This is a genomic window from Sphingobacterium sp. BS-2 (assembly GCF_046161205.1).
In the GTDB taxonomy this organism is placed as follows: domain Bacteria; phylum Bacteroidota; class Bacteroidia; order Sphingobacteriales; family Sphingobacteriaceae; genus Sphingobacterium; species Sphingobacterium mizutaii.
This window is the reverse complement of sequence record NZ_JBIXGO010000020.1, coordinates 121770-141013: the sequence shown is the minus strand read 5'-3', so window position 1 is coordinate 141013 and position 19244 is coordinate 121770. Positions and strand designations below refer to the sequence as shown.

Here is a 19244-nt window from a genome sequence, read left to right as displayed (position 1 = left end):
TTATTAATCCCAATGGTAATTTCAGGGACAGATTTTCAAATGAAAGTTTGGAGAGAAATTCAAAGGATAAAATATGGCCACAGCCTCAAGCTTAGACAAATTGCTTACAAGCTGGATAAACCAAATGCGATGAATTAGATATCATATGCCTATAACAAGAACAGACTGAAAATCCTTAATTCCAACGTATAGAATAAACCGCTTGGGCAACCACAATACGGCTTTAGAAAGAGGGATTTGGCGGATGCAATGGTTGCAAGATTTCGAAAAAAGATACCTATAATCCTAACCTTTTCTTCCATAAATCAATAAACGCTTAAAGGCGTAAATAGCAGGAAACCTACTGTACTCTTCCCCTATTCTTTTCTTGAATTCTTGGATAAAATCATCCTTGATTTCTCCCTTCAAAATTTCTAAATAGGGAATCATTGCCGAACCAGAAATAAAATCATATAGTTCATCTACATTTTCAGCAATCTGTGGGTATACCTTTTGATAGATTTCAATATCCTTTATCTGATTTTCAAACAGGATTTTGGCATATTGATCCATGGAAAGTACGGGTGATTTTCGGATAAAATGGTTCAGATGGCTAGCAAAAGGCTCTTCCTGTACCAGTTTGAGTAGGATCTGGTTTAATGCGTTTTCATTCTGAACAGGCATTTGGATGGCCAATTGACCCCCAGTTTTTAACTTAGCAATGATTTTAGGGAATAGAACTTCATGCTTATCCAACCACTGCAATGCGGCATTGCTGAAAATCAAGTCCCAACTTGTTTGATCCTCCAAATTGTCCTCAATGGACTCCATCCGAAAGGAAAGTCGGCTATTTTCAAAAGCCTTTGACTTTTCGAGCATTTCTGCTGAACTATCTATACCCAAGATTTTGGCTTCCTTAAATCGATGAGCAATGGTTGCAGTCTGTTCACCAGTTCCACAGCCTAAATCAATACATTCCTTAGCACCATGATCTTCTACTAAATTTAGCAAATCATAGAATGGTTTATAACGAATGTCCTTATAACGATTGTAAATTTCCGGATCCCAAGGCATAATGCTGAATTATTTAAGTTTTGAAAATGCTACTTTAATTCCCATCAAAATAAATACCATTCCTGAAAATTTATCCATAAATCCCTTGATCTTATTGTTTTCCTTGATCTTAGCGGAGAACAGGTTCATGGAAAGTGCCAATATGCAATAATAAATCAGTCCTAATATGGCATAAGTAAATCCTAGGACAATAAAGGGAATAGAAGAACCTACAGCTTCTTTTTGGACAAACTGAGGGAAAAAAGAAAGAAAAAATAGAGCCACTTTAGGATTCAATACATTGGTAATCAATCCTGATTTAAAGTTTTTCCAACCACTTTCTTCCTCCGATGAAATTTGCGCTAGATTGAAGCTCTTCTCTTTAGATAAGATGGATTTTATTCCTAAATAGATTAAATAGGCCGCTCCTAGATACTTGACGATTGAAAATGCTAAGGCAGATTGGGCAATCAGAACGGATAAGCCCAATGCGGCAAACATGGTATGTACCAAGATGCCTGCATTGACGCCGATAGCAGAATAAATACCAGCAGACCTGCCTTGACTTATAGATTTATTCAATACAAAAATGGTGTCCATCCCAGGTGTAATTATAAACACTAGGGTTGCAATAAGGAAAAGCTCAAAATTAAGTATGCCAAACATGTCTAGGTATTTCTTTTCCCAAATCTAAAAATTTATGGGCTGAATGCAATTGAAAAATTAACCAAGTATTTCGAAATGTTTTTGATAATTTAGAAAGGAAGAATACCTGAAAATATCTTTTTAAATAAAGATCATTGAGAAAGTTACCCAAAATGGATAGGAATACCATTGGCCCATTTGCCGATGTCTCACTGTTAGATTTCTATAGCGGTGTCTTCAACTGTGTGTTTGTCTCCTTAAATCCTTTCCTCCAACTTCTGGACTCTTCCACCTTGAAACTTTCTAATTTTTGGGAAATAGATGATAGAACTTCTATTGATATTAAAAAAAGGATCCTTCTCCATACTAAACCCATCAAGTGGGAAGAGATATTAATGATATCAGGTTTTCAAGGTATTAAACAAATAGATATCGCTTTGAGGACTTCTATCGGTGGATTGGTCAAGCTGAAACAAGATTGGGTCCTTGAGGAAATATTAGATAATGCAATGGAGAATAACCAAATCCTAGCACCAACTGAAGGCCGCATTCCTGAAAATCAAATCAACTCTATTCTAAAAGCGATTAAAAAACAGGGATATGAATGGATATGTTTAGGCGCTGAATTTGGTGATGCCATGGAATTGGTCTGGATTGATGACCTGATCCAGGACAATATAGAATATGCTACACATCAAAATCTATATACTTATGACCGCAAGATATTGATCAGCTGCCATTGGGATAGCTTCCAAATCTATATCTGTTCAAATCCAGAAACCGTAAAAAAGATCGTTAAGGATGCTTTTTTGGAAGGTTTTTACGCCAATGAGAAAACGGAGGTTTATTGGAGTGTAAAAGAAGAATAATCTTACTTCGCTCAAAATATTATTATTGGCAGAACTTTTTCAACAATATTCCTCAAATTTGCCATTCTATTGAATGATACATGAAGCTTCAAGCCATCAATCTTATTTCCAAGGAAAAAATCAATCTTAAAAATGAAATTCTCGCAGGATTAACGGTTTCTATGACCATGATCCCCGAATCGCTATCTTTTGCCATCTTGGCTGGACTTAGCCCGCTCAAAGGACTCTATGCGGCTTTTCTAATGGGGATAGTGACAGCTTTCTTAGGTGGAAGACCGGGAATGGTCTCTGGAGGTGCCGGCGCAACCATTGTCGTTCTGATCGCTCTAGCTTCATCCCATGGAGTTGAATATTTGTTTGCTGCTGTAGCTCTTGCAGGACTGATCCAAATTCTGGTGGGCGCATTTAAATTAGGGAAATTTGTCCGATTAATCCCTCAGCCGGTCATGTATGGATTCCTAAATGGGCTGGCCATCATTATCTTTATGGCTCAATTAAAACAGTTTAAAACTGTCAGCAATGGTATAGAAACTTGGATGACAGGTTCTCCCCTTTTCATTATGGCTGGATTGACCTTGTTGACCATCCTGATTGTTTTGGGCTTTCCTAAACTTAGCAAAGCTATTCCGGCATCATTGGTTGCCATTATCGTAACCTTTGCTTTAGTGTATTTTTTTGATATCCATACCAAAAAAGTGATTGATATCGCATCTGTTAGTGGCGCCTTCCCTTCCTTTCATATTCCTAATGTGCCTTTTTCCTTTGAAACATTGAAAATCATATTTCCCTATGCTTCTGTGATGGCAGCAGTGGGTTTGATTGAGTCCTTGCTGACCCTAAACATGGTGGATGAAATCACCAATAGCAAGGGAAGTTCTAACCAGGAAGCTGTAGCTCAAGGAACGGCAAATATGGTCAACGGATTTTTCGCCGGAATGGGTGGATGTGCCATGGTGGCTCAAACCTTAGTAAACATCAATGCAGGTGCTAGAACAAGGATTTCTGCCATAGTGGGTGCATTAGGAATTTTGTTTGTCATCCTTGTTGGTGGAAAGGTAATCGAACAGATTCCAATGGCGGCTTTGGTTGGTGTGATGATGATGGTTGCCATTTCTACCTTCCAATGGGGATTTTTAAGGCTTTTGACTAAAATGCCAAAATCAGATGTCTTGGTCGGTATCTTAGTAGCTGCAATCACCGTAATCCTCCATAACCTAGCTTTGGCAGTTTTTGTAGGCGTAATCATATCGGCATTGGTGTTTTCGTGGGACAATGCCAAGAGAATCAGGGCCAGGAAATCTATTGCAGAGAATGGGGCTAAGATCTATGAAATATATGGTCCTCTTTTCTTTGGATCTACCAGTAATTTTATGGATAAATTTGACCTGTCTGATGATCCAAACCATATCATTATTGACTTCCAGGAGTCAAGGGTTGTGGATATGTCGGCCATTGAGACCTTAAAGAAACTGATCCAAAAGTACCAGGATTTAAATAAGAGGGTAACACTCCGACATTTAAGTCCAGATTGTGTTCGCTTACTGGATAATGCCAAAGGATTTATCGAAGTCGATATCGAAGAAGATCCTACCTACAAGGTCATGCCAAAAGGATAGACAAGTGCTATAAAAAAAACAAAGCAGGTTTATGCTAATAAACCCACTTTATATATTTATAGTCAGTGTTTAAATCTTATCCGCCAATGTGGTAATATCAAGCTTTGGTTTTGCCAAATTCATGGATTTAATTGCGTTTTTAACTTCATCCACCATTTGTTGGGTCATTTTGTATTCATAATTCCCGTAATCATCATATTTCATTTCCCCTACATAAAAGAATCCATATTGATCAAAGAAATCAGTTAAATCTGTTTTTGAAACCTCACAGGCAGTCTTGATAAAATTCAATTGATGAACTGCAGGATTTCGTTCCACAACAACAGCTTCTCTTCCCCATCTCTCACGGATTTTTTGCCTAGATGGGCTGTTATTCGTGTTTTGTTTCCTCAAAGTCTCAAATAGATCTGGATAGAAATCCGGGTTCTGTCCTTCACCTTCAAAATATAATTGCAACTGCCAAAATGGAACTAACCTATTGAATACATCGGGATCTTGTAAATAGGAAATTTTCTTGTCAATAATCGATTTTTTAGCCAAATTGAAATTATTCTCCGCCAAGATTCTGGACTTATTTCCAAAGGATCTCATGACATATAGGGAATAGATGTTATTGCTAACCTCTCCTAATCCGCCCCAGCTCAACATCGGCGAAGTCTGATGCACGTGACCAACTTCATGGCTGAATCCCCAACAAGGATCTCCATTGATCACTGAACTAGGATCCAACACCATTTTCATGGCATAGCCCTGTTTGTCTCCCATATAAGCAACTCCATCTCCATCCCTGAACATATAGTAATTATAGTTTACCCGCGCCAATATCTTATTGTCAGGAACTTTGTTGTACTTGATCAAGCCCATTAGGCGATGCTGCCTATAAACTAGGGAATCGTAATTACTGATCAGCTCCTTCCCTTTTCCATAAGCATATTTCTTTAAATCCTCTACTGGATACGCTGTTTGGATATGCTTGCCTTTGGCATCCATAATGGGAAAGACTGCTTGGTCAAGGAATGCATTCCAATCTTGATCTGAATGCTTTTGTATATCAAAATACCCATTTACCTTGCCTGAAAGAAAATGTATGTTTATTGGCTTTTCTTCCTTTGGTTTATCTGAGAAGTAGCTGACGTATGCCAAGCTGCCAAAATCCTTTAACTCAATAATATTGACCCCATTCCTCAATTTAAATTCCTTTTTCTCGATTCCCCATCCTTTAGGGTCTTTGGTAGGTTCTTCAGGGTTAGGGGCTTTACGCATCCAATTGGGAACCAGTAATTTGATGTCCTTGCTTTCATCTATTCCGTCAGCAATAATAACATGCTTGCCAACTGGTAGATAGACCCCTGTTATATTTTCATATTTACTGTACCCATCGCCGATACTCAATTCCTGTCCCAATGTTTTTGGAGACAATAGAGCAGGATAGCTGGCATACTTATAAGGATCTACCTTTTTTCCAGCTAGTAATTCCTGTGCTAAAACACGGATGTCTTCGTTTTCAATAGATGCGATTTGTTTCTTGTTTACTCCCTTTTTTAGTTGGGTAGCTAGGCCATCCTCGAATACCGTTAAATCCGAATAAACCTGATGCAGATCGTGGGCGCTCTGGGCACAACTGACCGCACTGATTAATAATGCTGCTGAAAGTGTAATTAGTGTTTTTTTCATAATAAAGGATTGATTCAGTACTGACTAAAATACATTTATTTTTTAATCTCATTGCTGTGAGATTTTGTATAATTGCGCTAATTCTGCTTTAAACAAGGTTTCAATCGTTTGACTAAAATTTTATTTATTTCCAGTCTTTTGATAAACAATAAATAATATCCAGTTCCGTTTAAAATTTATACCCTAAAAATCATATTCCATGAACTTCAAAACGTACTCTTTAACGCTTGTTTCCAGTCTTATTTCCTGTTCTGTTTTCTCCCAAAATCTGCAAGGCTTAAAACCACAGATAGATCAAGTATTGGCTAATAATAAAGCTAAAGTTGGGATTGCTATTCACAACGATACTTTTACCGATAGCCTGATCATAAATGGGGACTATCCTTATCCTATGCAGAGTACTTATAAGTTCCATTTGGCCATCGCCGTCCTAGATCAGGTTGATAAAGGTAAGTTAACCTTAGACCAGCCGGTTGAAATCAGTAAAGAGACAGTAAGCACTGATTTATACAGTCCCATCAAGGATAAATACCCTAATGGCACTACCCTACCATTAAGTGAAATTATAAGGTATACCGTAGCGGAAAGTGATAATGTAGGTTGTGATATTATGTTTGGATTGCTTGGTGGTACCGAGCAGGTACAAAAATATTTTGAAGAAAAGGGATATTCAGAACAATCGATCAAAACCACGGAGGAAGAACAACAAGCTAATTGGGATATACAATTCCAGAATTGGACGAAGGTATCTCAAGCCAATAAAATTTTATTTGATTATTATTCCAACACGAAGAAACTGTTATCAGACAGTTCCCATAAATTTCTATGGGATACCATGCGCTCCACCAGCACCGGTAAGAATAGATTAAAAGGCTTATTACCTCAAGGCACAGTGGTAGCCCACAAAACCGGCTATTCTGGAATCAACAAAACAACTGGTATCATTGCTGCCGTAAATGATATAGGTGTGATAGAGTTGCCAAATGGCAAGGTGTTTTATATTTCAGTCTATGTTACCGATTCTAAAGAAACAGAACCTAATAGTGCTAAGATCATTGCAGAAGTTTCAAAAGCCGCATATGATTATTTGAGGAAGTAGAGGAATGATCTTGGTCCATCCTCCCATCCTCGCTGGGTGAGCGGAGTCGAACCCCATCCTGGTTCAAATACATGTTGCGGGCGAATTCAATTCGCCCCTACGAAAATTTGATACCTTTCTGTTGGTAAATTGATCTTGGTCCATCCTCCCATCCTCGCTGGGTGAGCGAAGTCGAACCCCATCCTGATTCAAAATAATAAAACATTCATCTCCAACTTTCTGTTTTAAGCATTAGATTTGTTTATACGACTAAAAAAATGAAACCAAAAAACTTAGAACCCAAGCGTGCCGAAGAACTTCTCGAGATCCTTAAAAAGCGATTTGACAAGAATATGCATAGGCATCCCAATATTGACTGGGAGGATGTAAAGGCAAAATTAGAGGCTTCAGCTGAAAAATTATGGAGCATCAATGAAATGGAAGAATCAGATGGCGAACCTGATGTAGTATCTATTTACGACAATGAAGAAATTATCTTTATCGATTGTGCTGCTGAGAGTCCGAAAGGCAGGCGAATCTTATGTTATGATGAAGAGGCATTAGAATCGAGGAAGGAACATAAGCCCAAAGATTCTGCCGTCAATTTGGCCAAATTTATGGGGATTAAGATGTTGAATGAAGAGGAATACGCTGCTTTACAATCTTTGGGACATTTTGATGCTAAAACTTCCAGTTGGTTGGAGACCCCATCTGAGATTAGGGAAAAAGGAGGAGCAATTTTTGGTGACTATCGATTTGGTCGTGTGTTCACTTATCATAACGGCGCAGAATCCTATTATGCAGCTCGTGGTTTCCGTGGTTTGATTTCACTTTCTTAAAAATATCAATTTTCCTTTCCAGAGGAAAACAAAACCTAGTCGATGAAAATTCTGCTAGGTTTTTTATTTTTAACACTAGAATATATTCGGGATTGCTTTTGACCTTATTCGAGGCATGTTCGGGCGAATTCGAACGGCTTGAAATCATTTCCGAATGATTCTCGAATGTGTCTCGAATGAAACTATCAAAATTGGCTAATTTTTGAATTTGAAGAAAAGAGTTGTTTGCTCAAGATTCTTTAAATTTCCTTATATTTAATTATAAATTTTAATTATGGGAATGTATTGCACCCTCAGACGGGTAACTATGGAAAAATTGGAGTCTTATCTCGAAGACAGTCATAAGTTGGAGCAAGATTTCTTTTCCAATGAAGTTACACAAGCTCCATCCTTGGATATTGACAAAGCTTGGGATGGGATAATTTTTTTATTGACAGGATCTTCCTTTGAGGATGCGGTCGAGAATAAAATGAGCCAAGTCATCTTAGGATCGGCATCTATAGATGAAAATCAAGATTTAGGCTATGGTCCTGCTCGATACTTACTCCCTGAAGAAGTAAAGAGCTTGAACGAAAAGATCAAAGCCATCGGAATTGAAGACCTGAAATTAAGATTTAATCCCCAAGAGATGAAAGACCAATCGGTCTATCCAGATATTTGGGATGAACAGAACAGCTTTGATTATTTGGAAGAGTACTTTGTGAAACTCCAAAGCTTTTTCCAACATGCGAGCTGGGCAAATGAAGCCATAGTAATCATCATTAACTAATTATTCCCATTCCGGATTTTAAATCCCATTTAGGATTTAATGATGGTGTCTAACTGTTCTGATAACTTTTTCAATACAGTTCTATCACCTCCATTTACTTCCAAGGTCATATATTGACCTTTATAGTTGATGTCCTTGATGGTTTTCATGACTTGGGACCAATTAACATCTCCCTGGGTGAGTTCCACATTGAAGCCCTTCCCTAGTCCTTGTTCATTCATGATCTTCTTACTGTATTCTTTAACGTGGAGCTTGAATACTTTATCGCCTAAAACTTCAAGCCAATGGTCAGGCCAACCATAACGTAGGATATTCCCCAAGTCAAAGTACCAGCCAACTAAGGGGTGATCTATTTTATCTAAAAAGTCTTTTGCTTCAATTGGGCTAAGGATAAAATTGTTCCAAACATTTTCCAATGCAATCTTTACCCCCGTTTTTTCGGCATGGGGAATCATTTTACGGATCGAATCCAAAGCGTTATCATAAGCAGTTTTATAAGATACTGTATCGCTAACTACTCCTGGTACTAGCAATACCGTATCTCCGCCTAATTCTTTGGTCTGTTCTAATGATCTTGCCATGGAATCGATGGTAAACTGTCTGATGGCAGGATCAGGATCTGAAATAGGTTTGCCCCAATGGTCTTTATTGACCGTACTTGGGATTTCAACCCCTGTTTTATCACGAGCTTCTAATAGTTCTTTTAGAGGTAAATCCAATGGGCTGTTGAATTCAATACCATCAAAGCCGAGGTCTTTGACCAGTTTAAATTTATCGAGTAAAGAGAGTTCTTCTTTGATCATCCAAAAACCTAGTCCTTTTTTTATTTTGAGTGAATTGCTATTGACCTTGAAGGTATTGCCAATTACATTCGATGATAAACTTGTGGTCGCTAAGATTCCCAGAGATTTAATGAAGTCTTTTCTTTGCATAGGATTTTATTAAAGTTATTGTGGTTGATTGCCTAAAGATAGAAATTTAAAACCAATTGCTATAGGCGAATAAGCCTGCTGTACCGCCAGTATGGATAAATAATACAGGTTCTCCTTTAGGGTATTTCCCTAGTTTAATATCATTGACCAAACCGGTAAAGGCCTTGCCTGTATAAACTGGATCTAAGAAAACTCCTTCTGTTTTAGCGAGATGCTTAATGGTAGCAAGTGTTTGTTCGTTAGGTATCCCATAGGCTTCCCCCACATAATCATTGCACAAACGGTATTCGATTTTTGATTTTTCTTCTTCTAAATTGAAAATATCAAGAATCCCTTCCGTAATAAGTTTGGTTTCTGTCAAGATTGGCTCTCGGTCTGGTTGTACATTATAGGCTTGGATAAATACTTTCTTGTTTTGGATTTCATAGCCTGCGATAACTCCGCCATGCGTACCGCCAGAACCACTAGCCAAGGCAATGTGCTGAAAATTTACCCCTAATGCTGCTGCTTGGGCTTCGATCTCAAAGGTAGCTCTAGCATATCCTAATCCCCCCACAATATTGGACCCGCCTACTGGAATGAAATAGACCTTCTCCCCTTCGGTTTCATAGTGTTTGGTCAGATTGCTGATAAAGGTATTGGCAGTTCCATCATTGGGGATTTCATGGATGTTTGCGTCAACAATATTGTCTAAAACCAAGTTCCCATTGAGTTGGTAGCTCTCAGTATCCAAGGGTACCGAGTTTTTCAGTACTAAATCAACTTCAAAGCCCTGCGTTTTTCCAGCAATAGCTGTTAATCTGGCATGGTTGGATTGTCTAGCGCCAATCGTGATTACTCGATTTGCTTGCTGGTTCTTTGCTTCAGCCAAGAGATATTCTAACTTTCTAAGTTTATTTCCACCGGTTCCGAGCTCGGTTAGATCGTCCCTTTTAATGAAAATTGGGGTATCAAGTTCCTTGCTCAAAGATTTTAATTGTAGTAATGGACTGGCTTGGTTTAATAGGTTAATTCGGTGGTATCCGTTTGAAACCAAGTGATGGTCAAATCCGTTTAATTCTTTCATGAAATAAAATTAAGGAATTAAATGCGTTGATTAAAAACATAAAATATTGGCATTTTTCTAGAATTTTTGGTAATATTGCGATGAATCAAATAATTATTTTATAATAAATGTCCCTTAATTTTAAGAATTTCATTAAACAAGTAGATCAGCGCAATCCGAATGAACCTGAATTTCTACAAGCCGTTACCGAAGTAGTGGAAGATTTAATTCCATATATCAGTGAAAACAGACAAGATTTTGTTGATCTCAAGATCTTGGAGCGTATGGTCGAGCCGGAACGTGTTGTTTCCTTTCGAGTTGCTTGGCTGGACGATAAGAATCAGATTCAAGTAAATCGCGGTTATCGTGTTCAGATGAATTCTGCCATCGGTCCATACAAGGGCGGATTGAGATTTGCTCCAGATGTAAATTTGAGCATCTTGAAGTTCTTGGCTTTCGAGCAGGTTTTCAAAAACAGCTTGACAGGCTTGCCTATTGGTGGTGGTAAAGGAGGTTCAGATTTTGATCCTAAAGGTAAGTCGGACAATGAGATCATGCGATTTTGCCAAAGTTTCATGACGGAATTGCAAAGACATATCGGTTCAGAAACAGATGTTCCAGCTGGAGATATCGGTGTAGGAACGAGAGAAATCGGTTATTTATTTGGACAATACAAAAGATTACAGAACAACTTCTCTGGTGTATTAACTGGAAAAGGTACACAATGGGGAGGTTCTTATATACGTCCAGAAGCTACGGGTTATGGACTACTTTACTTTGTGCAATGCGTATTGGATTACAACAACGAAAGCATTGAAGGAAAAACGATCAGTATTTCCGGAGCTGGGAATGTAGCGTACTATGCTGCAGAAAAAGCAATCCAACTAGGCGCCAAAGTGATCACTTTATCAAATAGCCAGGGGACAATCTATGATAAAGAAGGATTTACATTAGAGAAATTGACTTATGTAGCTACCTTAGGCCGTGATTTGGCTAAGTTTAGCAAAAAATATCCATCAGCAACATACCATGCAAAGGAAAATCCTTGGCAATTTAAATGTGATATAGCATTACCATGCGCGACACAGAATGAAATAAATGAAGCTGATGCCAAGAAATTAGTTAAAAATGGCTGTACAATCGTTGCTGAGGGTGCCAATATGCCTTCAACAGCTGAGGCCATCCGGGTATACCATCAAGCTAAGATCCACTTTGGTCCTGGCAAAGCAGCGAATGCTGGTGGTGTTGCGGTTTCAGGATTGGAAATGTCACAAAATGCAATTGGCCAACAATGGTCACCCGAGAAAGTAGACCATCGTTTGAAATTGATCATGGAGAATATCCATAAGACCTGTGTTCGTTTTGGAAAGGAACAGACTGGCTATGTCAATTACCTAAGAGGTGCCAATATTGGAGGCTTTATTAAAGTTGCAGAAGCAATGAAAGCCCAAGGAGTCGTTTAGAATAGTAATAATTTATATTTTTGAAGTTCTGGCTTATATAGGCCAGAACTTTTTTTATTTCATAATATACTAGAATAGATATGCGAGTACTAGCTGAGTTGCCACATCCTGATTGTAAGATCAGCATCTTCGGGATGAACCAAAAGTTTATCATCAAGTTTGAACAAGGGACATTGGAGCAGTCTTATAAAATAGCTGAAGTTGATGTTGTAGGTGGAGTCAATGGAGTTTTTGAAATGCTCGATGAAGAGTTTATGAAGAAGGTTTTAGACCTATTTGTACAAATGAGATCAGCTATCATTGAAACTTACAACAAATATCAATAAAGAGTTTACATAAATACTGTAAATATCTGATAATTTACTATTTAAAAAATGAAAAACCTGTAATCCAAATAATATTTGGCGTTACAGGTTTTTTTTGTGATGAACTTTTAGTTTAATAATAACTAATTATTAATGTCAATATATATAATATACTGATATATAGTGTAGTTATATATGTGTGCAAAATTTTATTTTGTGAGATATTTTGCCAAATATTCCACTCCTACGCTGGCTTTTTCTGCAATTTTAATTACGACTGGTGGTACGCGATATTGTTCAGCATTTGGATCGATCAGGATGAGCTTACAGTCAGGTTTGGTTTCATATAAAAGGTTTGCTGCCGGGTATACTTGTAAGGAAGTTCCTATGGTCACGAAGACATCTGCCTGCCTAGCGACTTTATAAGCTTCAACCATATTTGGGACAGCCTCTCCAAACCATACCACATGTGGCCGAAGCTGGGAACCTAGTTCGCACAGATCTCCATCTTTGATGTCAGCTCCATCAATATCATAGATTAAATTCGCGTTTAAGGAAGATTGGGCTTTTCTGATTTGTCCATGTAGATGCAGTATTTTGCTACTACCAGCACGTTCATGTAAATCATCGATATTTTGGGTGATAATAGTGATATCATAATCTTTCTCCAATTCAGCGAGTTTTTTATGGGCGTGGTTTGGTTCAGCAGCTATACAATCTGCTCTCCTTTTATTATAGAAGTTTTGGACCAATTCAGGGTCTTTTTCCCAAGCCTCCGGTGTTGCTACATCTTCGACGCGATGTCCTTCCCAAAGTCCATCTGACCCTCTAAATGTAGGTAAACCACTCTCTACTGATATTCCAGCACCTGTAAATACGACTATTTTTTTCATAAAAATGGATTAAAAAAAATCGGTTTCATTATTAAATGAAACCGATCGTAAAAATAATTGCGAAATTTATTTCACAAAATATCTATGTTCAATAACTGTTGCTTCGGGTTTCTTTTCTTCGATGGCTTCTTTGATAGGGCAACTTCCAGTGACACCTCTTAAAACCAAAGCACCGCCTAGGGTAATTCCAGAAAACGCCGTTATAGGGTTCTTGAAAAGTTTCCTTGCACCCATACCGATAATAAAACCACCAGCAATTACTGATAATATACGTTCTGATGTTCCTACATTGCCATATTCGCAGGATTCTTCTAGTCTAGTTTTTACTTTGTCTATTGCAAAATTTAAAATACCGCTCATAATTTTCGAAATTTATTCCTATACAATATAACGATTGAAAAATTAAAATGTTTCCAGTTAGGTATAAATTTTGTGTTTCAGCCATTAATATTTGTAAATTCAAGCAGAAAAGAAAAACATGCGCGTAAAAAAATATTCAGGTGAGCTGGTGCCTTTTGATGAAACAGCATTACGTCGCTCCTTATCCCGATCTGGAGCTAATGATCAAGAAGTCAATATGGTCTATGAATCTATTAAAGGTTCAGTATACGATGGAATCCCGACCAAAGAATTATATGAAATGGCTTTTAATGCGCTGCGAGGCAAGAAAAACTCCTACGCTGCCCGCTATAGCCTGAAGCGTGCTATCCGCGAATTAGGCCCTGAAGGGTTTTATTTTGAGAAGTGGGTTGCGCGATTATTTCAGGAGGATGGCTATGAGGCCGTGACCGGACAGACCGTACAAGGTCATGCGGTAAGCCATGAGATCGATGTGGTGGCATTAAAAGGGAATGAAATGTTGGCGATTGAGTGTAAGTTCAGGAATGATGCAGATGCAAAAATATCGGTAACTACTCCGATGTACTTCAAATCAAGAAAAGAGGATATCACAGGAATTTCCTATCATTTTTTTAATCAAAACCATGAATTTACAGATGGATGGTTGGTGACCAACGCTTATCTTACATCAGATTCTATTGCTTTTGGAAATTATTATAAAGTTAATTTACTGTCTTGGGATTACCCTAGAGGCAGTAGTCTGAAAAAAAGAGTAGATAGCAATGCAGAATATCCAGTGACCTGTTTGACCAACATCTCAGAGCAAGATAAAGCGATGTTGTTGAAATTTCAATGTATTTTGGTCAAGGACCTGGTTAAGTCTCCACAGATCTTGGATAAGATCCAAGTAGCAAAAGATAAACAAAAGCTTATATTGATGGAGGCAAACGAATTAATTAATAGCCCTTTAGAACATGAGTAATAAGTTTGTCCGTGAGGAAATTAGCTTCCTGAAAGGAGCACGAGGTAGGTGGAATGAATTGAAATATGCCATCGGAGTGGTTTTTCAATTTATGAAAGGTTTCCGGACCTTACATTTCGTAGGTCCATGTGTTACCGTTTTCGGTTCTGCACGGTTTGGGGAGGATCATCCCTATTATGTCCAAGCACGTGAACTTTCTGCGAAACTAGCTGATCAAGGTTTTACTATTATGACCGGCGGCGGACCAGGTATTATGGAGGCTGCAAATCGTGGTGCTAAGGATGTAGATGGTAACTCGGTGGGTTGCAATATCGTCCTGCCCCATGAGCAAAAGCATAATCCATATATGGATAAGTTCGTTAATATTGATTATTTCTTCGTTAGAAAGGAATTGCTCCGCAAATATTCTTTTGCTTTTGTCATTATGCCCGGTGGTTTCGGAACCCTTGATGAATTCTTTGAAACTCTAACCCTTATCCAAACGAAAAAGATTTCTCAATTTCCGATCGTTATTATGGGTATGGATTATCATAAGAACATCAAAGAACATGTTGACATGATGATTGAAGCAAAGACCATCAGCCCTGAGGATCAAGATTTGCTGCTGTTTACCGATGATATTACGGAAGCCGCAATGCATATCTTAAAATACGCTGATAGCAATAAGATCATTAAACTTAAAGAGCCTAAACCGAACTGGATTTTGGGTGAGAAAAAGGCAATTTAATAAGTAGTATTTAGTATCTAGTATTTAGTATTTAGACTTGGGGCAATAGTCAATATTTGATTGCCTATCGATGCTGAAAAAAAATATGTTTATGCTTCAACTGGCATAAATACTTTACCATATTTGTTTAATTCATTTAAGTTTTCTGTGTCTTCAAATATCCCGAACACTGAGGATCCTGAACCGCTCATTGAAGCGTAGATAGCTCCTTTTTCATAAAGCTTTGCTTTAATATCTCCGATCAATGGATACCGGTCAAAAAGCGAGATTTCAAAATCATTGATAATATGATATTTCCAATCTTGGATAGGAAGTTTGATCGCTTCCCTTAGGTCTACACTTGGGATCATTGGACTTACTCGGCTATAGGCTTCGGCTGTCGAGATATGGATGTCTGGTTTAACTACCACAATTTTATATGGACTCAAATCCAGCTGTATCTCACTAAGCTCTGTGCCTATCCCTTCGGCATACATGGCTTTATTGTCAATGAAGAACGGACAGTCTGCTCCTAGTTTTGCTGCATAGCCTTTAAGGGTTGCTTTGCTTAAGTTTAACTTGAAGTAATTGTTTAAAAGTTCTAAGGTTGAGCTTGCATCAGAAGATCCGCCTCCAAGACCTGCGCCTATTGGAATGTTCTTTAAGAGATGGATTTTAACGGGAGAAATTTGATGGTCCTGTTGCAGTAAGCGGAACGCTTGTAGACAAAGGTTTTGCTCATCTGCAAGCAGATCGGAATTCCAGATTTGGAGCTCTGGCTTTTCTGCTGGCAGGATTTCCAAGACATCATAGATCTTGACTGGATAGAATATCGTTTCCAGTTCATGGTATCCATCTTGCCTTTTACTACGAATGTGTAAACCGAGGTTAATTTTAGCGTTTGCGAACTTCAACATATACAAATTAAATGAATTTCCCTTAAGTAGCCAATGAGAATTTCAATGTTCATAAGTAGCTTTTGTTATATTTGGAGTCTTAAGAATATGAAGCTGATTAAGTATTTCCTTGTTTTCTTATTTATTGCTGGTCATTTTGTCGAATCAATTGGTCAGGAAATCCCTCGTGTTGGATCGCCATTTGTGAAGCAATACAGCAAGACGGTCTATCATGCGGGCAATCAAAACTGGGGTATTGCTGTTAGTCCAGAAGGAATGATCTATTCTGCAAATACAGAGGGTCTCCTGCAATTTGATGGTCAGGAATGGGAATTGTATCGGATGAAGAATCATGCTGGCTTAAGAAGCGTTAATATCGATCCTACGGGAAGGATATTTGTGGGTGGTGCAGGAGAATTTGGCTATTGGACCCGCTCCCAATATGGCAGAATGGAATACAGCAGCCTTTCAGGCCTTGTCAAAGATCAGCAATCTCTAAAAAATGATGAAATCTGGCGAATCATTATTGATGGCGAAAAGATTTTCTTCCATACTTTTTCCAAAAGTTATCTTTATCAAAACAATCAAATAAAAACCATCACAGCTAATGGAGAGCCTTTTTTATTTGGCTTCCAAGTGAATGGGAAAATGTATTTTGAGCAACTCCCTTCCGGCCTGCATGAATGGAATGAGAGTAAATTAATCGCTGTAAAGGATAAGCATAAGTTGTTAGGGTATAATATTTTAGCTATGTTGCCCTATAGTTCCAATGAAGTATTGATTGGGACAGATCGCAATGGGGTTTTCAAGATGAATGCTGATGGTAGCATGGAACCTTGGGAAACCGAAGCACAGGATCTATTAAAGAAATATCAGATCAATAATGCGGTCAAGCTTTTTGGAAACCAATATGCATTTGGTACCATCCAGAATGGCGTAATCATAGTCAACCAGTCTGGGGAAATCGTTCAGCACATCAATAAAAACAATGGACTGCAGAATAACACAGTTCTAAGCCTTGCTGTAGATAAGCAATCGAACCTGTGGGTTGGATTGGATAATGGTATTGACCGGATCGATATCAATAGCCCTTTGTATTATTATTCGGATTTGACGGGTAATATTGGGACGGTCTATAGTTCTATAATATTTGACAATAAGATTTACTTGGGGACCAACCAAGGCCTATTTGTCAGCGATTGGCAAGGTGTTAATGATTATAAATCCTTAAATTTTAGGATTGTGCCCAATTCACAAGGTCAAGTATGGAAGTTGGCAAACATTAAAGGACAATTGATCTGTGGCCATAATAATGGAACTTTTGTTGTTGAGGGGAATACCTTACGCAAGGTATCTACCGTAACCGGTGCATGGGATTTCTTAGCGATCCGAGATTCAAAATATTGGTTGCAGGCAAATTATACAGGCGTAGGTTTGATGGAGAGTGATCCTTCTGCTAGCTTTGTGAAGCAGTTTTCCTATAAAAAGGACCCAATCCGGAATATTATGCAAATTGGTCCGGAAAGCTTTTGGTTGAGCAATTCGCAGAATGTATTTAGTTTTAAGCTCAGTCCCAATTACCAAGATGCCTTGGAATTCAAACTGGAGAATAATGGATTGCCAAAGGACAGCAAATTACATGGGATCTTTAATTTGGCCAATAACATAGTTTTTGCCAGTGATTCGGGGTTCTACTTGTATGATAATATCCTGAGGGCATTTAAACCTTATGAGGAATTAAATACCCAATTAGCAAGCTTTGCTTCATCCAATAAAATCATTCCTATCAATAATAATGAATATTGGTTTATCAAGAAATCGCATCTGGCGAAGATCCAGTTCTTAAGTGACGGAAAGCTAAAGATTGATTCCAGTTCATGGAATTCCCTGAAAGGGCGAATGATGAACGATTATGAGCAGGTATTAAACGTGAATGAGAACCTCTCCCTTATTGGTTTAGATAATGGGTTTGCACTTTATTTCAATCAGTATCCTTTGCAGCAAAGTATTCCAAAACCGATGATTACAAGTATTTGGAATACAACATCTGAGCCATATTCAATTTATGATGAACTTGAGATTCCTAATAAGGAAAATAACATCAGGTTCTCATTTGCATCAGCATGGTATTCCTCCTCTCCATTGAAATACCAATATTATCTGGAAGGTTATACCGAATCTTGGTCATCATGGGAAGAGATTGCATTTAAAGATTTCACGAATCTACCCTTTGGTAGTTATACCTTCCAGGTCAGGGCTATTACTCCGAATGGCGTAAAATCTGAGATTACATCTGTCTCTTTTAAGGTATTGCCACCGTGGTACTGGAGTTGGCCAGCTATTTTGGCTTATTTCATCGCATTAGCCGTATTGATATACTTCGGGAAGAAATGGTATGAAAACCGACTGTTAGAGCATCAACGTAAGCTGAAGAAGAAATTGTTGGAGGAGCAAGAAGAACGTATGGCGCGTGAGGCAGCTGCTAATGAGAAAAAATTGATTTCCTTAAAGAATCTGCAGTTGGAGCAAGAATTGGAAAGCAAGAATAGAGAATTAGCCAATGCAGCGATGAACATTGTCTATAAAAATGAGATGCTCAACAACCTCCATCATGAATTGACCAACCTGAATGATTCCAGCGGGAATAAATTGAGCCATGATCAATTGCGCAAGGTCAATAAACTGATCGATGAGGCACATAGTGATGACCGCGATTGGGATCTGTTTGAGAAAAGCTTTAATGAGGCCCATGAGAACTTCTTCAAGAAGCTGAAATCTGATTATCCGGGTTTGGTACCCAATGACCTGAAACTTTGTGCGTACCTGAGATTAAATATGTCCAGCAAGGAAATTGCCTCCCTTCTGAACATCAGTACACGCGGTGTTGAAATCCGCAGGTACAGACTTCGAAAGAAGTTGAATTTGCCAACGAACAAGAACCTTACGGAGTTCCTTTTGGAGCTCTAAGGTCACCCTCCTTTTATTTCATTTTCATTAGCTAAATTTCTTTATGAGTAATCACTGATTTGCTAAAATTAGTCTCTTTTTTAGCATCTGCTCTGCTAAAAATGCCTCTAAAAATTGTTAAATATTTACTTTACACTACTACATCACTACATCATTACGCTAATATCAATTATGTGTTATTATTACACTAACTT

18 protein-coding genes are annotated in these 19244 nt (G+C 38.1%); 10 read left to right on the top strand and 8 right to left on the bottom strand.

The window, feature by feature from the left end; all coding sequences use genetic code 11:
- Positions 1 to 285 precede the first annotated feature (285 nt).
- Together ACK2WI_RS15625 and ACK2WI_RS15620 are read right to left on the bottom strand one after the other, a co-directional pair.
- On the bottom strand, positions 286 to 1053 hold the full coding sequence (locus tag ACK2WI_RS15625) for a methyltransferase domain-containing protein (protein WP_312696186.1): 768 nt from the start codon (positions 1051 to 1053) through the stop codon (positions 286 to 288).
- Positions 1054 to 1062: 9 nt separating this feature from the next.
- On the bottom strand, positions 1063 to 1698 hold the full coding sequence (locus tag ACK2WI_RS15620) for a LysE family translocator (RefSeq protein ID WP_312696187.1): 636 nt from the start codon (positions 1696 to 1698) through the stop codon (positions 1063 to 1065).
- A gap of 134 nt (positions 1699 to 1832) precedes the next feature.
- Here ACK2WI_RS15620 and ACK2WI_RS15615 point away from each other — a divergent pair, with 134 nt between their 5' ends.
- Entirely contained in the window at positions 1833 to 2546 is a 714-nt protein-coding gene (locus ACK2WI_RS15615) for a DUF2711 family protein (protein WP_312696188.1), read from the top strand.
- An 80-nt stretch (positions 2547 to 2626) separates the two neighbouring features.
- The gene (locus ACK2WI_RS15610) at positions 2627 to 4162 is read left to right on the top strand and encodes a SulP family inorganic anion transporter (RefSeq protein WP_409151532.1); all 1536 of its coding nucleotides are present in this window, start codon (positions 2627 to 2629) and stop codon (positions 4160 to 4162) included.
- Positions 4163 to 4231: 69 nt separating this feature from the next.
- Here ACK2WI_RS15610 and ACK2WI_RS15605 read toward each other — a convergent pair whose 3' ends face one another.
- Positions 4232 to 5836: a M60 family metallopeptidase gene (locus tag ACK2WI_RS15605; RefSeq protein WP_409151531.1), complete on the bottom strand. Its 1605-nt coding sequence runs from the start codon at positions 5834 to 5836 to the stop codon at positions 4232 to 4234.
- A gap of 199 nt (positions 5837 to 6035) precedes the next feature.
- Between ACK2WI_RS15605 and bla the strand changes: the two genes are divergently transcribed.
- The 3 genes from bla (at position 6036) to ACK2WI_RS15590 (ending at position 8522) form a co-directional block, all read left to right on the top strand.
- The gene (gene bla / locus ACK2WI_RS15600) at positions 6036 to 6935 is read left to right on the top strand and encodes a class A beta-lactamase, subclass A2 (protein ID WP_312696191.1); all 900 of its coding nucleotides are present in this window, start codon (positions 6036 to 6038) and stop codon (positions 6933 to 6935) included.
- A gap of 257 nt (positions 6936 to 7192) precedes the next feature.
- Complete coding sequence (locus ACK2WI_RS15595) at positions 7193 to 7753, top strand: DUF4256 domain-containing protein (RefSeq protein ID WP_312696192.1); 561 nt, start codon at positions 7193 to 7195, stop codon at positions 7751 to 7753.
- Between the two features lie 274 nt (positions 7754 to 8027).
- Entirely contained in the window at positions 8028 to 8522 is a 495-nt protein-coding gene (locus tag ACK2WI_RS15590) for a YfbM family protein (protein ID WP_093096487.1), read from the top strand.
- 29 nt (positions 8523 to 8551) lie between these two features.
- Here ACK2WI_RS15590 and ACK2WI_RS15585 read toward each other — a convergent pair whose 3' ends face one another.
- Positions 8552 to 9454, bottom strand: a complete 903-nt coding sequence (locus tag ACK2WI_RS15585) for a sugar phosphate isomerase/epimerase family protein (protein WP_312696193.1) — start codon at positions 9452 to 9454, stop codon at positions 8552 to 8554.
- A 46-nt stretch (positions 9455 to 9500) separates the two neighbouring features.
- Positions 9501 to 10520: a D-cysteine desulfhydrase family protein gene (locus ACK2WI_RS15580; protein WP_312696194.1), complete on the bottom strand. Its 1020-nt coding sequence runs from the start codon at positions 10518 to 10520 to the stop codon at positions 9501 to 9503.
- A 107-nt stretch (positions 10521 to 10627) separates the two neighbouring features.
- Between ACK2WI_RS15580 and gdhA the strand changes: the two genes are divergently transcribed.
- Together gdhA and ACK2WI_RS15570 are read left to right on the top strand one after the other, a co-directional pair.
- Complete coding sequence (gene gdhA / locus ACK2WI_RS15575; protein ID WP_312696195.1) at positions 10628 to 11962, top strand: NADP-specific glutamate dehydrogenase; 1335 nt, start codon at positions 10628 to 10630, stop codon at positions 11960 to 11962.
- An 80-nt stretch (positions 11963 to 12042) separates the two neighbouring features.
- Positions 12043 to 12288: a hypothetical protein gene (locus ACK2WI_RS15570; protein WP_093096477.1), complete on the top strand. Its 246-nt coding sequence runs from the start codon at positions 12043 to 12045 to the stop codon at positions 12286 to 12288.
- Between the two features lie 188 nt (positions 12289 to 12476).
- On the opposite strand, the gene ACK2WI_RS15565 is transcribed toward ACK2WI_RS15570, so the two are convergent.
- Positions 12477 to 13160: an NAD-dependent deacylase gene (locus tag ACK2WI_RS15565; protein WP_312696196.1), complete on the bottom strand. Its 684-nt coding sequence runs from the start codon at positions 13158 to 13160 to the stop codon at positions 12477 to 12479.
- Positions 13161 to 13226: 66 nt separating this feature from the next.
- Positions 13227 to 13520, bottom strand: a complete 294-nt coding sequence (locus tag ACK2WI_RS15560) for a DUF2892 domain-containing protein (protein ID WP_093096472.1) — start codon at positions 13518 to 13520, stop codon at positions 13227 to 13229.
- A 118-nt stretch (positions 13521 to 13638) separates the two neighbouring features.
- On the opposite strand from ACK2WI_RS15560, the gene ACK2WI_RS15555 reads away from it, so the two are divergent.
- A complete protein-coding gene (locus ACK2WI_RS15555) occupies positions 13639 to 14481 on the top strand; it encodes an ATP cone domain-containing protein (protein WP_312696197.1) in 843 nt (280 codons plus the stop codon).
- On the top strand, positions 14474 to 15208 hold the full coding sequence (locus ACK2WI_RS15550) for a TIGR00730 family Rossman fold protein (protein ID WP_093096470.1): 735 nt from the start codon (positions 14474 to 14476) through the stop codon (positions 15206 to 15208). The genes ACK2WI_RS15555 and ACK2WI_RS15550 overlap by 8 nt, the downstream gene beginning before the upstream one ends.
- An 89-nt stretch (positions 15209 to 15297) precedes the next feature.
- Here the strand turns inward: ACK2WI_RS15550 and ispE are convergent, their stop codons facing one another.
- Positions 15298 to 16104, bottom strand: coding sequence for a 4-(cytidine 5'-diphospho)-2-C-methyl-D-erythritol kinase (gene ispE, locus ACK2WI_RS15545; protein ID WP_409151530.1), 807 nt, complete (start codon positions 16102 to 16104; stop codon positions 15298 to 15300).
- Between the two features lie 87 nt (positions 16105 to 16191).
- Here ispE and ACK2WI_RS15540 point away from each other — a divergent pair, with 87 nt between their 5' ends.
- The gene (locus ACK2WI_RS15540) at positions 16192 to 19050 is read left to right on the top strand and encodes a triple tyrosine motif-containing protein (protein WP_312696199.1); all 2859 of its coding nucleotides are present in this window, start codon (positions 16192 to 16194) and stop codon (positions 19048 to 19050) included.
- The last annotated feature ends 194 nt before the right edge of the window (positions 19051 to 19244 follow it).

Coding starts and splice junctions, on each gene's coding strand:
- ACK2WI_RS15550 (WP_093096470.1), top strand. CDS start 14,474: ATGAGTAATAAGTTTGTCCGTGAGGAAATTAGCTTCCTGAAAGGAGCA.
- ACK2WI_RS15540 (WP_312696199.1), top strand. CDS start 16,192: ATGAAGCTGATTAAGTATTTCCTTGTTTTCTTATTTATTGCTGGTCAT.
- gdhA (WP_312696195.1), top strand. CDS start 10,628: ATGTCCCTTAATTTTAAGAATTTCATTAAACAAGTAGATCAGCGCAAT.
- ACK2WI_RS15555 (WP_312696197.1), top strand. CDS start 13,639: ATGCGCGTAAAAAAATATTCAGGTGAGCTGGTGCCTTTTGATGAAACA.
- bla (WP_312696191.1), top strand. CDS start 6,036: ATGAACTTCAAAACGTACTCTTTAACGCTTGTTTCCAGTCTTATTTCC.
- ACK2WI_RS15590 (WP_093096487.1), top strand. CDS start 8,028: ATGGGAATGTATTGCACCCTCAGACGGGTAACTATGGAAAAATTGGAG.
- ACK2WI_RS15625 (WP_312696186.1), bottom strand. CDS start 1,053: ATGCCTTGGGATCCGGAAATTTACAATCGTTATAAGGACATTCGTTAT.
- ACK2WI_RS15595 (WP_312696192.1), top strand. CDS start 7,193: ATGAAACCAAAAAACTTAGAACCCAAGCGTGCCGAAGAACTTCTCGAG.
- ispE (WP_409151530.1), bottom strand. CDS start 16,104: ATGTTGAAGTTCGCAAACGCTAAAATTAACCTCGGTTTACACATTCGT.
- ACK2WI_RS15605 (WP_409151531.1), bottom strand. CDS start 5,836: ATGAAAAAAACACTAATTACACTTTCAGCAGCATTATTAATCAGTGCG.
- ACK2WI_RS15580 (WP_312696194.1), bottom strand. CDS start 10,520: ATGAAAGAATTAAACGGATTTGACCATCACTTGGTTTCAAACGGATAC.
- ACK2WI_RS15610 (WP_409151532.1), top strand. CDS start 2,627: ATGAAGCTTCAAGCCATCAATCTTATTTCCAAGGAAAAAATCAATCTT.
- ACK2WI_RS15565 (WP_312696196.1), bottom strand. CDS start 13,160: ATGAAAAAAATAGTCGTATTTACAGGTGCTGGAATATCAGTAGAGAGT.
- ACK2WI_RS15585 (WP_312696193.1), bottom strand. CDS start 9,454: ATGCAAAGAAAAGACTTCATTAAATCTCTGGGAATCTTAGCGACCACA.
- ACK2WI_RS15560 (WP_093096472.1), bottom strand. CDS start 13,520: ATGAGCGGTATTTTAAATTTTGCAATAGACAAAGTAAAAACTAGACTA.
- ACK2WI_RS15620 (WP_312696187.1), bottom strand. CDS start 1,698: ATGTTTGGCATACTTAATTTTGAGCTTTTCCTTATTGCAACCCTAGTG.
- ACK2WI_RS15570 (WP_093096477.1), top strand. CDS start 12,043: ATGCGAGTACTAGCTGAGTTGCCACATCCTGATTGTAAGATCAGCATC.